At 64.5% G+C, this 14,763-nt stretch carries 12 protein-coding genes and 2 pseudogenes; 4 read left to right on the top strand and 10 right to left on the bottom strand.

Annotated elements, in window-relative coordinates:
- Positions 1-72: 72 nt before the first annotated feature.
- Positions 73-492: pseudogene (locus ACO6VM_RS23905) on the bottom strand (methyl-accepting chemotaxis protein); the annotation flags it as partial.
- Positions 493-618: 126 nt separating this feature from the next.
- Positions 619-1,299, bottom strand: a pseudogene (locus ACO6VM_RS23900) (PAS domain-containing protein); the annotation flags it as partial.
- 266 nt (positions 1,300-1,565) lie between these two features.
- Here ACO6VM_RS23900 and ACO6VM_RS23895 point away from each other — a divergent pair.
- Entirely contained in the window at positions 1,566-2,783 is a 1,218-nt protein-coding gene (locus tag ACO6VM_RS23895) for a glycosyltransferase family 4 protein (RefSeq protein ID WP_422403888.1), read from the top strand.
- Here ACO6VM_RS23895 and ACO6VM_RS23890 read toward each other — a convergent pair.
- The 3 genes from ACO6VM_RS23890 to ACO6VM_RS23880 all read right to left on the bottom strand — a co-directional run bounded on the left by ACO6VM_RS23890 (position 2,752) and on the right by ACO6VM_RS23880 (position 5,158).
- Positions 2,752-3,855 carry an NADH:flavin oxidoreductase gene (locus ACO6VM_RS23890; protein WP_401060266.1) on the bottom strand — a complete coding sequence of 368 codons (1,104 nt, stop codon included), beginning with the start codon at positions 3,853-3,855 and terminating at the stop codon, positions 2,752-2,754. The genes ACO6VM_RS23895 and ACO6VM_RS23890 overlap by 32 nt on opposite strands.
- A gap of 196 nt (positions 3,856-4,051) precedes the next feature.
- The gene (locus ACO6VM_RS23885; protein ID WP_110994814.1) at positions 4,052-4,534 is read right to left on the bottom strand and encodes a glutathione peroxidase; all 483 of its coding nucleotides are present in this window, start codon (positions 4,532-4,534) and stop codon (positions 4,052-4,054) included.
- 138 nt (positions 4,535-4,672) lie between these two features.
- The gene (locus ACO6VM_RS23880; protein ID WP_125465500.1) at positions 4,673-5,158 is read right to left on the bottom strand and encodes an FKBP-type peptidyl-prolyl cis-trans isomerase; all 486 of its coding nucleotides are present in this window, start codon (positions 5,156-5,158) and stop codon (positions 4,673-4,675) included.
- Here ACO6VM_RS23880 and ACO6VM_RS23875 point away from each other — a divergent pair.
- The gene (locus tag ACO6VM_RS23875; RefSeq protein WP_401060268.1) at positions 5,157-5,459 is read left to right on the top strand and encodes a DUF3565 domain-containing protein; all 303 of its coding nucleotides are present in this window, start codon (positions 5,157-5,159) and stop codon (positions 5,457-5,459) included. The genes ACO6VM_RS23880 and ACO6VM_RS23875 overlap by 2 nt on opposite strands.
- A gap of 32 nt (positions 5,460-5,491) precedes the next feature.
- Positions 5,492-7,582 (top strand): phosphate acetyltransferase, encoded by a 2,091-nt coding sequence (pta, locus tag ACO6VM_RS23870; protein ID WP_401060270.1) that lies wholly within the window; start codon positions 5,492-5,494, stop codon positions 7,580-7,582.
- Positions 7,583-7,673: 91 nt separating this feature from the next.
- Here pta and ACO6VM_RS23865 read toward each other — a convergent pair whose 3' ends face one another.
- From ACO6VM_RS23865 to ACO6VM_RS23845, 5 genes are all read right to left on the bottom strand, one after another.
- The gene (locus ACO6VM_RS23865; protein ID WP_125465502.1) at positions 7,674-8,393 is read right to left on the bottom strand and encodes an OmpA family protein; all 720 of its coding nucleotides are present in this window, start codon (positions 8,391-8,393) and stop codon (positions 7,674-7,676) included.
- A gap of 95 nt (positions 8,394-8,488) precedes the next feature.
- Positions 8,489-9,133, bottom strand: a complete 645-nt coding sequence (locus ACO6VM_RS23860) for an MBL fold metallo-hydrolase (RefSeq protein WP_110994809.1) — start codon at positions 9,131-9,133, stop codon at positions 8,489-8,491.
- 191 nt (positions 9,134-9,324) lie between these two features.
- The gene (locus tag ACO6VM_RS23855) at positions 9,325-10,017 is read right to left on the bottom strand and encodes a sensor histidine kinase (protein ID WP_125465505.1); all 693 of its coding nucleotides are present in this window, start codon (positions 10,015-10,017) and stop codon (positions 9,325-9,327) included.
- Positions 10,014-11,621, bottom strand: coding sequence for a response regulator (locus ACO6VM_RS23850; protein ID WP_347149315.1), 1,608 nt, complete (start codon positions 11,619-11,621; stop codon positions 10,014-10,016). Before ACO6VM_RS23850 ends, ACO6VM_RS23855 begins: the two co-directional genes overlap by 4 nt.
- A 162-nt stretch (positions 11,622-11,783) precedes the next feature.
- Positions 11,784-14,501, bottom strand: a complete 2,718-nt coding sequence (locus tag ACO6VM_RS23845; protein WP_401060274.1) for a LuxR C-terminal-related transcriptional regulator — start codon at positions 14,499-14,501, stop codon at positions 11,784-11,786.
- Here ACO6VM_RS23845 and ACO6VM_RS23840 point away from each other — a divergent pair.
- Positions 14,500-14,760 (top strand): hypothetical protein, encoded by a 261-nt coding sequence (locus ACO6VM_RS23840; protein ID WP_401060275.1) that lies wholly within the window; start codon positions 14,500-14,502, stop codon positions 14,758-14,760. The genes ACO6VM_RS23845 and ACO6VM_RS23840 overlap by 2 nt on opposite strands.
- The last annotated feature ends 3 nt before the right edge of the window (positions 14,761-14,763 follow it).

Genomic DNA, 14,763 nt, shown 5'->3' with positions numbered 1-14,763 from the left:
GCCCGCTCCCACGCCATGGACTACCCCCCAGGCCACGTGGGAGCGGGCTTGCCCCGCGATGCGATCGCCCGGTCAGTGACTCAACTGGCTGGAAAACTGCCCCACCGCATCCACCACCTTCTTCGCACCTTCCTGGATCTCCACGATCACCCCGCCGGTATCGGCTGCCAGGGCCAGGCCCTGTTCGGCCTGGCGCTTGCTGGTGTCGATGATGTCCACCGCTGCCTGGGCCAGTTGCTCGTTCTGCTGCACCACCTTGGCGATTTCTTCGGTGGCGCTGCTGGTGCGCGAAGCCAGCTGGCGCACCTCGTCGGCGACCACGGCAAAGCCACGGCCTTGCTCGCCAGCGCGGGCGGCCTCGATGGCCGCGTTGAGCGCCAGCAGGTTGGTCTGGCCGGCGATGTCACTGATGGTCTTGATGATCGCGCCAATCACCTTGGACTGCTTGTCCAGCGCCTGGATGCCGTCGGCGGCATCCTGCATCGAACCTTCCAGCCCGCGCATCACGTCCACGGTCTGGGTAACCACCTCGGTGGCCTTGCGCGCGCAGTTGTCGGTTTCCAGCGAGGTGTTGTAGGCGATGTCCGCAGCCTGGGCCACCGCCAGCTCCTGGTTGACCTGGTCGGTGATCACCGTGGCGAACTTGACCACTTTGTAGAGCACGTCGTGGGCGTCGATGATCGGGTTGTACGAGGCTTCCAGCCACACCGTGCGGCCATGGGCGTCGACGCGCTTGAAGCGCTCGGCAACGAATTCGCCGCGGCGCAACTTTTCCCAGAATGCCTTGTACTCCGGCGAGTTTGCCTCTTCCGGATCACAGAATATGCGGTGATGCTTGCCGCGCACCTGCTCCAGGCTGTAACCCATGCCTTGCAGGAACCGGTCGTTGGCGGTCAGCACCTGGCCGTCGAGGTTGAATTCGATCACGGCGGTGGAGCGCATCAACGCCTTGATCAGGCTTTCATGTTCACGCGACGTTTCGATGGTGCGGGTCAGGTCGCTGGAATGCAGGGTGAAGTACTTGATCTGCCCGCCACTGTTCTTCACCGGCTGCAGGATCGAGCGCAGCCAGGCTTCCTCACCGTTGCCACGCAGCAGGCGGAATGCGCCGTTCAGATGCTCGCCACGGGTGATTGCGGTTTTCATGCGCTGGTAGAAATCGAGCTTCTTGACGTGGGCCGGCACGATATCTTCGATGTTGCGCCCGATCAGTTGCTCGGCACGGTAGAGCATCTCGGTCTCGAAGTTGCCGTTGACCGTCTCGATGCGCCCCTGGGGGTCGAGCTGGAGCACCAGCATTTCGCTGTCGAGGCTGTTCTTGACCTGTTCGATGGACATCAGCTCTTCGCGCAGCTGCTGGATTTCTTGCTTCAGTTTGCTGTTGAACATCACCGCTCTCCCAGAGCGCACACCATAGTCGAATGCATCTTCATCGGCTGCTTCCCAGGGATTCTTGAGCGGTTGATGGGAATAATTGATCTGCGCGAGACGCCGAAAATCAGGCGTCATCCAGACGTCACAAAGCCGTCACATACCCGCAACGGGTGCGGCGGAAACTTTTGCACATGAATACACCGTCCCTGCGCATCACCCTGGTCAGCGAAACCTTCCCACCGGAGATCAACGGCGTGGCCAATACCCTTGGCCGCCTCGATGCCGGGCTGCGCCAGCGGGGCCATCAGGTAGAGGTGATCCGCCCGCGACAGGCGGCCGACAGCGTGCCCGATACGGAGGGTGAACTGCTGCTGTGCCGGGGCTGGCCGTTGCCGGGCTACCCCGGGCTGCAGTGGGGCGAAGTGTCGATGCACAAGCTGCTGCGGCGCTGGCGCCGCCAGCGCCCGGACGTGCTGTACATCGCCACCGAGGGCCCGCTGGGCCTGAGCGCCCTGCGCGCGGCGCGGCGCCTGGGTATTTCGGTGGTCAGCGGTTTTCATACCAACTTTCCACAGTACTCGGGCCAGTATGGCCTGGGCCTGCTGACGCGGCTGCTCACCCATTACCTGCGCTGGTTCCACCGGCGCACCGCCATCACCCTGGTACCCAGCGCCAGCCAGCGCCTGGCCCTGGAGCGACGCGGCTTCGAAAACCTCGGCCTGATGGCCCGGGGTGTCGATGCCTGCCTGTTCAACCCGGCGCGGCGCAGCCAGGCCCTGCGTGAACAGTGGGGGTTGGCGGCCGATGACATTGCCGTGGTGCATGTCGGGCGCCTGGCTGCGGAAAAGAACCTCGCCCTGCTGCGCCCTGCCCTGGACACCCTGCAAGCACGTTATCCACAGCGCCGGCTGCGCCTGATCATGGTGGGTGACGGGCCGCAGCGCGCCAGCCTTGAGCAGCAGTTACCGGATGCCCTGTTCTGCGGTGTACAACGCGGCGAACAGCTGGCCGAGCATTACGCCAGTGGCGATCTGTTCCTGTTCCCGAGCCTGACCGAGACCTTTGGCAACGTGGTGCTCGAGGCGATGGCCTCGGGGTTGGCGGTGGTTGCCTACGATGAGGCCGCCGCCGCCCAGCACATCCACCATGGCCACAGCGGCGCCCTGGCCATGCCGGGTGACCAGGCAGCGTTCATCGACGCCGCCTGCTGGCTGCTGGAAGAAAACGAAACCTTGCGCAGGGTGCGCCTCAACGCCCGCCAGCATGCCAGCCGCCAGGGCTGGCCGGCGATCGTCGAGCAGTTCGAAGGGTACCTGCGCGACGCCTGCCGTGCTGGCGCGCACGTGAGCGAGCAGGCGCCAGCCCATGTCGTGGCGATCAAGCCAGGGTCGTCAGCGCCTCGCGGCTGAACGGCAGTACGTCCGCCTCACGCCCGTCACGCACCTTCTGCGCCCACTGCGCATCTACCAGCAGGGCGCGGCCCACGGCCACCAGGTCGAATTCCTCGGCCTGCAACCTGCGCAGCAGCCCTTCCAGGCTGGCCGGTTTGGCCACCTTGTCGGTATCGACCATGAACTGCAGGAACTCGCCGTCCAGGCCGACACTGCCCACGGTGATGGTCGGTTTGCCGGTGAGCTGGCGGGTCCAGCCGGCCAGGTTCAGCTCGCTGCCGTCGAATTCCGGCTCCCAGAAACGCCGGGTAGAGCAATGGAAGATATCCACACCCGCCTCGGACAGCGGCTCGAGAAACGCCCCCAGGGCCTGCGGGGTTTGAACCAGGCGCGCGTTGTAGTCCTGCTGCTTCCACTGGGAGAAACGGAAGATGATCGGGAAGTCCGGCCCCACCGCAGCACGCACGGCCTGGATCAGTTCGATGGCAAAGCGTGAACGCCCGGCCAGGTCACCGCCATATTCGTCATCGCGGCGGTTGCTGGCTTCCCAGAAGAACTGATCGATCAGGTAACCATGGGCGCCGTGGATCTCGACACCGTCCATGCCGATGGCCTGGGCATCACGGGCAGCCTGGGCGAAGGCGGCAATCACCTCGCGGATGTCGTCATGGCTCATGCCATGGACCACGACCTTGCCGTCCTTGTCCTTGCCGCTCGGGCCATGGCCCGGCACGCTGAGATCCGGCTCGGTGCCCAGCCGGCGCACACTGCCCACATGCCACAGCTGCGGCACGATCCGCCCGCCTTCGGCATGCACGGCTTCGACCACGCGTTTCCAGCCGGCCAGCGCATCTTCGCCGTAGAAGCGTGGAACGTTGGGGTAGCCGTTGGCGGCCTTATGGCCAACCGTGGTGCCCTCGGTGATGATCAGGCCGACACCGGCAGCAGCACGGCGGCGGTAGTACTCCACCACGCCGTCATGGGGTACGCCACCGGGGCAGAAGGTACGGGTCATTGGAGCCATGACCACACGGGTCGGCAGGTCGAGGGTGCCAAGGGTGAAAGGCTGGAACAGAGGGTTGCTGGACATGCGGCGCTCCCGACGGGTGAGGAAATGCGCCTGAGCTTAGGGGTAGCGGGTGGGTGGGCACAGCATTATTGATCGGGGTGATTGGCAGGTATCCCAGATGAGCGCGGGGCAGGCTGAGATCTCACAGAACTGCACGGCGCTTGCTGATTCGCGCGAGCCTGTGGGAGCGGCTTTAGCCGCTCCCACAGGGTGCAAATCAGGCCAAGGCCTTCTCGATCGCCTGCACCACGGTCGGATCGTCCGGCGCGGTACGGGGCGCAAAACGCGCCAGCACGCGACCATCCTTGCCCACCAGGAACTTCTCGAAGTTCCAAGTGATATCGCCAGGAAACTCGGCGCCCTCGCCGGCCAGCAGCCGGTACAGGGCATGCCGCTCGGAGCCGTTGACGTCGAGCTTCTCGCTCAGCGGGAAGCTCACGCCATAGTTGCGGCTGCAGAACGCCTGGATCTCATCCGCGCTGCCTGGCTCCTGGCCGGCAAACTGGTTGCACGGCAGCCCCAGCACGTTGAAACCCTTGCCCTTGAACTGCTGCTGGAGTTTCTCCAGCGACGCGTATTGCGGCGTGAGACCACACTTGGAGGCGACATTGACCACCAGCACCACCTGGCCCTTGAACGGGGCAAGTGGCAGGTCCTCGCCGTTCAGCGCCTTCAACGTCAGGTCGTGAAATACACTCATGTTGATCCCCTCTCAGGTTCCCGGTTGTCGCTGGGGCGAATTGCGCCCACTAAAAAGGCGCGCAGCCAAACCGTCCACTCCCTGAGGATGTCCGGCTTGCCCGAGCGCCTGGCGACTCTCTGAGCTTAGCGCAGAAAATCAGTGGTGATGGCCACCTTCACCGTGGATGTGGCGGTGAGCGATTTCTTCTTCGCTGGCGTCACGCACGTCAACAACCTTGACCTGGAAGTTCAGGCGCTGGCCGGCCAGCGGGTGGTTGCCGTCGACGGTCACGTCGTCGCCGTCGATGTCGCGGATGGTGACGATCTGCATCTGGCCGTCCGGCGCCGAAGCGTGGAACTGCATGCCGACTTCCAGTTGGTCGACGCCTTCGAACAGGCTGCTGCTCAGGGTGCTGACCAGTTCGGCCGAGTATTCGCCGTAGGCTTCTTCGGGTTCGATGGCAACGGTCAGCTCGTCACCGGCCTGCTTGCCTTCCAGGGCTTTTTCCAGGCCCGGGATGATGTTGCCGGCACCGTGCAGGTAAACCAGCGGCGCACCGCCGGCAGAGCTGTCGATGGTCTCACCGGCGTCGTTGGTCAGGGTATAGTCGATGGAGACAGCCTTGTTGGCGGCGATCAGCATGGGGCAGGACCTTTTGCAAAAGAATGTAGAGCGGGGAAGTGTAACCAAGGCATCGTCCGATTGCGAACCGACCATGGACGAAGGGAGGCCCGTCAGTCTGATCAGCGGCTTCCATCAGGACGAGGAAGGCCACTGGGTGGTCGACCTTTCCTGCGGCCACACCCAGCACTTGCGTCACCAGCCGCCCTGGCAGGCGCGGCCCTGGGTGCTCGAGCTCAGCGAGCGCGAACGCCGCATCGGCCAGGTATTCCACTGTGGCTGGTGCGCCCAGGGTGCGGTTAGCGATACCCTTGGCCGTTGATTTCCTTGCACCGCTTATTTCGAGAAGCACGCATGCAGACATTTTTCATTGCGCCGACCGACTTCGGTGTCGGCCTCACCTCCATCAGCCTGGGCCTGATCCGCACCCTGGAGCGCGCCGGGCTCAAGGTCGGCTTCTTCAAGCCGATCGCCCAGCCGCACCCCGGCGATACCGGCCCGGAGCGCTCCACCGAGCTGGTTGCGCGCACCCATGGCATCAAGCCGCCCCTGCCACTGAGCCTTGGCCATGTGGAGCGCATGCTGGGGGACGGCCAACTGGACGAACTGCTCGAAGAAATCATCCGCCTTTACCAGCAAGCGTGCGTGGGCAAGGACGTGGTGGTGGTCGAAGGCATGGTACCGACCCGCCACGCCAGCTACGCGGCCCGGGTCAACCTGCACCTGGCCAAGAGCCTGGATGCCGAGGTGATCCTGGTGTCGGCGCCCGAGAACGAGGTGCTCAGCGAGCTGTCCGGGCGCGTCGAACTGCAGGCCCAGCTGTACGGTGGCCCGCGCGACCCGAAGGTGCTCGGGGTGATCCTCAACAAGGTGCGCACCGACGAAAGCATGGCCGACTTCGCCACGCGGCTGCGCGAGCACTCGCCGCTGTTGCGCGGCAACGATTTCCGCCTGCTCGGCTGCATCCCCTACCAGCCCGACCTCAATGCGCCGCGCACCCGCGACGTCGCCGAGCTGCTCGGCGCCCAGGTGCTCAACGCCGGTGACTACGACCAGCGGCGCATGAGCAAGATCATCATCTGCGCCCGCACCGTGGCCAACACCGTGCCGCTGCTCACCTCGGGCACCCTGGTGGTGACGCCGGGCGATCGCGACGACATCATCCTCGCCGTGAGCCTGGCGGCGATCAATGGCGTGCCTTTGGCCGGCCTGTTGCTGACCAGCGACAGCAAGCCCGACCCACGCATCCTGGAGCTGTGCCGCGGGGCACTGCAGGCCGGCCTGCCGATCCTGTCGGTCAGCACGGGCTCCTATGACACCGCCAATCAGCTCAACTCGCTGAACCGCGAGATCCCGGTGGACGACCGCGAGCGCGCCGAGTTCATCACCGACTTCGTCGCCAGCCAGCTCGATGCCGCCTGGCTGCACCAGCGCTGCGGCACGCCGCGCGAGCTGCGCCTGTCGCCGGCGGTGTTCCGCTACCAACTGATTCAGCGTGCCCAGCAGGCCAACAAGCGCATCGTCCTGCCCGAAGGCGCCGAGCCCTTGCTGGTGCAGGCCGCCGCCCTGTGCCAGGCGCGCGGTATTGCCCGCTGCGTGCTGCTGGCCAAGCCCGAAGCGGTACAAGCCGTAGCACGTGCCCAGGGCATCAGCCTGCCGCCCGATCTGGAAGTGCTCGACCCCGACCTGATCCGTGCCCGCTACGTCGAACCGATGGTCGATTTGCGCAAGAGCAAGAACCTCAACGCGCCGATGGCCGAGCAGCAGCTGGAAGACCCGGTGGTGATCGCGACCATGATGCTGGCCCTGGGTGAGGTCGACGGCCTGGTCTCGGGCCTGGTGCATTCGACCGCCAACACCATCCGCCCGGCCTTGCAGCTGATCAAGACCGCGCCGGGTGCAAGCCTGGTGTCGTCGGTGTTCTTCATGCTGTTCCCGGACCAGGTGCTGGTGTATGGCGACTGCGTGATGAATCCGCACCCCAGCGCTGCCGAACTGGCCGAAATTGCCCGACAGAGCGCCGAGTCTGCCGAGTCGTTCGGTATCGCGCCGCGGGTGGCGATGCTCAGCTATTCCAGCGACTCGGCCGCCAGTGACGAGGAAGTGGAAAAAGTTCGCGAGGCCACGCGGCTGGCGCAGCAGGCCGAGCACGACCTGCTGATCGACGGCCCGTTGCAGTATGACGCCGCCGCCAACCCCGAGATCGCCCGCCAGCTGGCACCGGCAAGCCCGGTGGCCGGGCGCGCCACGGTGTTCGTGTTCCCCGACCTGAACACCGGCAACACCACCCATAAAGCGGTGCAGCGCAGTGCTGACTGCGTGAGCCTCGGGCCGATGCTGCAAGGGCTGCGCAAGCCGGTCAACGACCTGCCGCGCGGGGCCCAGGTGGATGACATCGTGCATACCATCGCGCTGACGGCGATCCAGGCCAGTACCGTGCGCTGATAAAAAGCATCGCGGGACAAGCCCGCTCCCACACCGTGAACAGATGGCGTGGGAGCGGGCTTGCCCCGCGATCTATTTCAGCTGTGGAGCGTTACGGATACTGCTGCACGGTACCCTGCTGGTCATACTGCTGACCCGGGATCGGCTTGAGGTTGACCTCAACCCGACGGTTCTGCGCGCGGCCGTTGGCGTCGGCGTTGCTGGCGATCGGCTGGTCAGGGCCCATGCCACGCACCGTCACCCGCGATGCATCGACACCTTGCGAGGTCAGGTAGCTGCTGACGGCCTGGGCGCGGCGCTGCGACAGGTCCATGTTGTGCTGGCGGCTGCCGGTGCTGTCGGTGAAGCCGACCACTTCGATGGTGTTCTGGTTGAACTGCTTGAACGAGCCGGCGAGGTTGTTCAGCGGCGAGTAGAAGCTTGGGGCGATGTTCGCCGAGTCGGTGGCGAAGGTGATGTTGCCCGGCATGATCAGCTTGATCTGGTCACCCTGACGCTGCACTTCGACGCCAGTGTTGGCCATTTGCGCACGCAGCTCGGCCTCTTGCTTGTCGGCGTAGTAACCGTAGCCAGCGGCGGCGGCGCCCACTGCGGCGGCGCCGATCAGCGCACCCTTGCCGCGGTTGTTGTGATTGATGGCGGCACCGGCAACGGCACCTGCCAGCGCGCCCAGGCCACCGTACTTGGCAGTTTTGCTCATCCCTGTGGAGCCTTGCGCCTGGCCTTGGTTGTCATACGGGTTGGGGCTGGCACAACCGGACATCAGGGCGGCGGCGGTAGCGACGATAATCAGACGACGCATGGTGAACATGGACAAGCTCCTACTGAAATTCAAAAGTGCGGCGGATCACTCACGGATCTGTGCCAGCCTTGGATTGCAGCAATGCGGAAAAATTCCATGCAACTTCAGGCACGCACGAACGGGTTTTCGCGCATTTCGTCGCCGAGCCGGGTTTCCGGGCCATGGCCGGTCACCACGATGGCATCTTCATCGAGGCGGTACAGTCGCTCCTTGATGGAACGAACGATAGTCCGCTGATCACCACCCCACAAATCGGTGCGACCGACACCCCGGCGGAACAGGGTGTCGCCGGCAATCAGCAGTTTCTGCTCGGCGAACCAGAAGCTCATCGAACCGGGGCTATGCCCTGGCGTGTGCAGGGCCACGCCACAACCACACGCCAGTTCCTCGTCGTCGCTCAGCCAACGGTCCGGTGCAGGCACGGGCGTGTAGGGCATGCCGAACATCTGGCATTGCATCTCAAGGTTGTCCCACAACGGCTGGTCATCCTTGTGCAGGTGCAAGGTGGCGCCGGTCAGTTCCTTGAGCCTGCCCGAGGCGAGGAAGTGATCGAAGTGGGCGTGGGTGTGGATGATGCTCACCAGGGTCAGGCCATGGTGCTGCAGGCGGGCGAGGATCTTCTGCTCGTCACCGCCCGGGTCGACGACGATGGCTTTCTTGCTGAGCGGATCGCCGATCAGCGTGCAGTTGCACTGCAGGGGGCCAACGGGGAAGGTTTCGCGGATGAGCGCTACGGATGGTTTTTCCATGACAGGACACTGCACACAATTAATCGAAGAGGGTTTGAACACGCGCCAGCGCGTCCAGGATCACGGCTTCAGGAACGGATTCGATGCGCTTGGCACCCCTCGCTTCGAGGTCTACCGTGCGTAGCTGATTGCACAGCATCACACCTTGCGTCTGGTTACCGGCACCGCTCAGGGTAACCGCAATCCAGCAATCAGGGCAGATACAAGCGGAACAGCCCGCCCCCCAGCGCCCCGCCGTTGGCGATCTCGATTCGCCCATGCACGCCATTGCGCTCATGCAGTGCGGCGATGCGCGCAGCGAAGTACAAGCCCAGCCCGGTGCTGCCGCTCTGCTGATCGATACCCTGCACATAATCCTGCTGGCGCTCGAGCATGCGCTGTGGATAACCGGCGCCATCGTCGTTGACGCTGATCACCAGTTGCTCGCCCTCCTCCTCGATGCCGATCAGCAACGTGTGGCCGGCATAGCGGATGGCGTTGGTCAGCACGTTGGCCAGCACCGATGCCACCAGTTCACGGTCGAAGAAGCCTAGCGGGCTCTCGGTGTCGATGCGCCAGGTGGCGAGGATGTCGCGATGCTTGAGCACCTCCTCATGCGCGGCCAGCTGAGCCTCGATGAAGTCGTCCAGCTCGTGGTAGTCCGGGCAGACCGGGAGCTGGTTCACCCCCAGTTTGTACAAGCCCAGCATCTGCACCAGCATGCCGTTGAGGTGGCGGAACTCGTGCTCCATCACGCCCTGCTCGGCACCGCCTTGCAACGCCTCGGGCAACCGCGCCAGCCACTGGTTGTGCGCCTGGATCAACGCCGACAGCGAGTTCTTCAGGTCGTGCACGGTGGAGGCGATCACCGTGGAGAAATCCAGCCCCTGGTTGTCCTGGTTCATGCGCCAAAGACCCGGATATGCAGTTTGCGGTAGCGATCGTAGCGGCTGTCGCTGGCAGGGATGCCGGCCACGCTGGTGAGGCAGCTGCGACACTCTTCCATCAATGCCGGCGGCGGCGTCTCGCCACCGATGCGCAGCAGCGCCTGGGCGGTGTTGAGGGCGATGCTGATATTCTTCGGCTGCAGCGACAGCGCCTTGCGGAACATGCCCAGCGCCTCGCTGAGCTGCCCGCCCTGGTAGCTGCGCACGCCTTGACGGTTAAGGTCGACCGCCTCGGTCACCGCGCCGAGCACCACCGGGTCATCGGTAAGCTTGGCCACGCTCTGCATGACCTTGGGGTCGTCGCCGTAGGTTTCCACGCAGCCTTTGAGAATCGAAGTGCCCGCCGCGTCCTGGCCCAACTGCTGCAGTTGCTTGGCCACCGTCAGCGCCGCCTCGACCGAGAAGAACTGCTCCATCTTTTCCAGGCGTTGCATGGCCTGTTCGGTGAGCTTGGCGGCTGTTTCCGCATCGCCCGCCTGCTGCAGGCTCGCCGCCTTCATCAACCGCGCCCGCACTTGCAGGCCCTGGTCCTCGACGTTTTCCTTGGCCACTTCACTGAGCACACTGTTGATCTCGACCCGGGTTCGCGCGTCGAGACCGTTGCCGGCATTCTTGTTCATCAAGGCCTGGGCCAGCCCCAGGTTGGTTTCGGCACTCTTGTAGCGCGAACTCTGGCCTTGGCTGACAGCATGCCGAAACGCTTTCGAAGCCCCCTCGAAGTCGGCATTGTCCAGCGCCAGCTTGCCCAGCGCCGCTTGCCGGCGCACCGCCAGTGGTGACAGGCGTACCGCTTCCTCGAGCATGTGCTGGGCTCGTCGGCTCTCGCCCTGGGCCACCAGCACCTCGGCCATGCCGTCATACAGGCTGGGCATGATCGGGAAGGCCTTGAGCGCCTGCTCGTATACACCCTGCGCCTGGGCATGCTGGCCGCGCTTGTGCATCAAGCTGCCCAGCGCCGCATAGACCCACGGTTGCGGGCGGCTGGCGAGGATGCCTTTGAGGAATTTTTCCAGCTCGTCGAAGCGGTTGAGATCGCGCAGCGCATCGGCACGATAGCGCAGGCACAACGGCGCAAAGCGTGGGTCCTGCTTGCACAGCTCGGCACAGGCCGTCAGCACTTCAGCCGGGCGACCACGGTCAAGGGCCTGGAGAATCGGCTTGAGCAGGGTCTTGCGCTGAACCAGCTTTTCAAGGCGTTGGGCCAGGCCTACGCGGTTGAATGGCTTGGTCAGGTAAGCGTCAGGTTCGTGCTCGATGGCACTCAGCACGATGGCCTGGCTGCTTTCAGCGGTGACCATGATGAACACGCACTCATGGCTGATCAGCTTGTCGAGAATCAGGTCTTCGAGCACCTGCTGGCCGTTCTTCTTGCCGTCGCCCAGGTGAAAGTCCTGCAAAACGAAGTCATAGCGCTTCTGCCCGCACATGCGCAGCGCCTGCTCGCCACTGTCGGCGGTGTCCACGTCGCGGGCACCCAGTTCGCGCAACATGGAGCGTGTCGACGTGCGAAAGTCAGTGAAGTCGTCGACGATCAGAAAGCTTTTTTGCCCGTACTGCAGCATCAACACGACCTGTAAAAGGAAGAAGGGAAATTGGCGCGTGGCAATGCAAGACGCCGAAATGTGTATCGGCAGCCTCTGCACAAAGATGAGTGGGGAAAAAGCAGTGCGCCGGGGTAGCCAGTGGCCACCATTTTAACGGCCGGCGCGCACCTGGGCCAGCCTTCAGGCCAGCACGCCCAGAGACTTGGCCCTGGCGACGGCTTGCGTGCGCCGCTCTACCCCAAGCTTGCTGTTGATATGGCTGGCGTGGGTCTTGACCGTATGCAGCGAAATGAACAGCCGCTCGCTGATCTGCTGGTTCGAGCAGCCCTGGGCAATCAGCTCCAGCACCGCGAGTTCGCGCGCACTCAACGCTTCAGAGGCCCCATTGGCGGTGGTCAGCGCCTCGGGCAAGCGCGCAAGCAGCTCCGCCTGGGCCGGGCAGGCAGCCCTGAGCTCGAGTTGATCGCGCAACCACTGCGGGTGCTCCGCGACAAGCCGCGCAAAGGCCTGCAGCGCGCCCCCTTGCGCAGCCTCCATGGCGTGCGCCAACCGCTTGCAGGCTTCGGGCTCACGGCCTTCGGCCAGCAACAGCTCGATCAGCTGGCACGACGCACTGACCACCAGTGTCATGCCGCCATTGGCCTGGCCACGCTCGACCAGTGCCTGCAAGCGCGACTCGGCCTCGCGCGGGCGTTGCAGCACGCGATCGAGCAGCGCCTGCTGCAGCTCGATGTGCAAGGGTAGCAACGGGTGAAACTCCGGCGCGGCGGCGGGCTGCTTGCCGCCGTAAGTCTGGCCCAGGCGCAGCAGCCAGGACTCGGCGAGGTCTGTGCGCCCCTGAGCGATCCACAGCTCGCACTTCACCAGCGTAATCATGGCCAGGTAGAAGATCGGTGGAACATCCCAGATGTGCATCAGCCGCTCTGCCTCGGCCAGCTCCGAAAACGCCTCGGTGAAACGCCCTTCACGCCCCTCGAGCGAGGCGATCACGCAGTGGCCGATCAGCACGCTGATATCACGGCAGGTGCGTGCTTCGCTGAGCCCCGCCCGCAAGCGTGCGCGCCCCTGGCCAGGCTGCAGGCGAGCCGCAAGCAGATAGCCTTCGTACAAGGTGAGCCGGGCCCGCACGGCATACAGCCGCTGCCCCGACAACCCCTGCAGCCGCTGCAAGCCCTGACGTACTTCATCCAGCGCGCGCCGCACTTCGCCACGGGCATGCAGCACGCGGGCACGGTCGTAGTGCGCCAACGCCTCGAACAACGGGTTGCCGACACGCTGAGCCAACTCGAGCGCCTCGCGATTCCAGCCACGCGCTCGCCAGAAATCACCATCGGCGATGGCCAGGTTGGACAGCGTGGAAAGACACACCAGGCGTTGCCCGTAACGCTTGCGAGGCAGGCTGCGCAGTGCTTGCGTACAGTAAGCCAGGGTGCGCTCGCGATCGCCGCGGCCGCGGGCGATCACACCGCTGAGCGCCAGCCACTGGGCCAGCATCGACTTCTGCGCCGTGGCCGACGGCGCCGGCAGGAAGCGGCTCAGATAACCTGCGAGCTCTTCGGCCGCGTCCAGCTGGCAAGCCAGCCCCAGGGCCCAGCTGTACAGCACGATCAGCCGGGGTGTGCTGATCAGCAGGCTGTCAGGCAAGTCCATTTTCCAACGCAGCAACATGCCGACGTTCTGCTCGGCCAGCAGCTGCTCCTCCGACAAGCTCTGCACCAGGTCCGCCGCCACGTCGAGATGCCCGGCACGCAATGCCTGCTCTACTGCCTCATCCAGCAGCCCCTGGCCCTCGAACCAACGGCAGGCACGCAAATGCAGGCTCGCCAGCGGCTCGCTGGCCTGCCGGCTGCGCAGCAGGTCGGAGAACAGGTGGTGGTAACGGAACCAGCGCCCATGCTCATCAAGCGGCACCAGAAAGACCTGATGGGCCTGCAGGTAGCTCAGCACCTGCGCACCGTCGTCACGTTCGCGCACCGCGTCGCACAGCTCAGCGCAAAAGCGCTCCTGGCAAGCGGTGTCGTAGAGAAATGCCTGCACGGGCGCAGGCAGCATGTCGATGACTTCCTCGAGCAGGTAGTCACGGATCAAGCCTTCGCCACCGTGCAACGCCTGCGGCAAGGCATGCTCATCCCCCGACTCACTGGCCGCCAGTTGCCAGAAACGCAGCCCGGCCACCCAACCGTCGCTGCGCTGGATCAGGTTATCGAGTGCTTGGCCACGCAAGCCGGTGGGTTGGCGGCCAATCACCGCCAAGGCTTCATCGGGGGTCAGGCGCAAGTCCTGCTCGTTGAGTTCAACCAGTTGGCGCGACAGCCGCAGACGCGCCAGGTGCCAGTCAGGCCGCTGCCGGCTGGTGACCAACAGCACCAACCCGGCAGGCAGATGATTGAGGAAAAACTGCAGGCAGCGATCGAGTACTGCCCCTTGGGCGAGGTGGTAGTCGTCCAGGACCAGCAGCAGGGGGGTATCGGGCTGCAGATACAGCGCAAGCTCGTCGAGCAGGCCATCGAGCCACTCTTCAAAGGCAAAGGGTTGGTGGCGCTGGCGCATTTTCAGCAGCCCCAGGGCTTGGCCCCCCAACGCCGGACAGAACTGCTGCAGCCCTTCAAGCAAGCGCTCGAGGAAGCGACCAGGGTCGGCGTCGCGCTGGCTCAGGCCCAGCCAGAGGCTGCGCCAATGGCCAGGCAGCTCCTGGCAGAACTCGATGGCAAGTGAACTCTTGCCAAAGCCGGCTGGCGCGTTGACCAACAGCAAGCGCCCATCCAGCCCCGCCTGCAGGCGTTGGCACAGGCGGGCTCTTGGTACGTGGGCGTCGGGCAGGGGTGGCCTGAAGAAACGCCCGTCCAGCAGGCCCAAGGCCTGGCTGGCGACTCCATGCATACGGGACAGGTCTGTCATGGCCGGCTCGTTCTGTTGGGAAGACTACGGCGATATGGATTTTTGCGAGACTAGCGGCAAATGCTATGCATTTGAAGATGATGGCGGCGATTTAGCCAAAAAAGACTACGACAAAAAGAAACGCTGGCGATGGATATCATCTCGATTGATGACGCCTCATCAACCAAATCGCCTCGAAGGTGCTCGACGACAATACCCCCGTACAACAGAAACGCCCCGGCAAGCCGGGGCGTTCTGGGAGTTCACAAGAAGTGTGTAACAG

The organism is Pseudomonas sp. GZD-209, assembly GCF_049310485.1.
Lineage (GTDB): Bacteria > Pseudomonadota > Gammaproteobacteria > Pseudomonadales > Pseudomonadaceae > Aquipseudomonas > Aquipseudomonas sichuanensis.
Note: the sequence above shows the minus strand (reverse complement) of the source record. Positions and strands in the feature narration are given on the sequence as shown.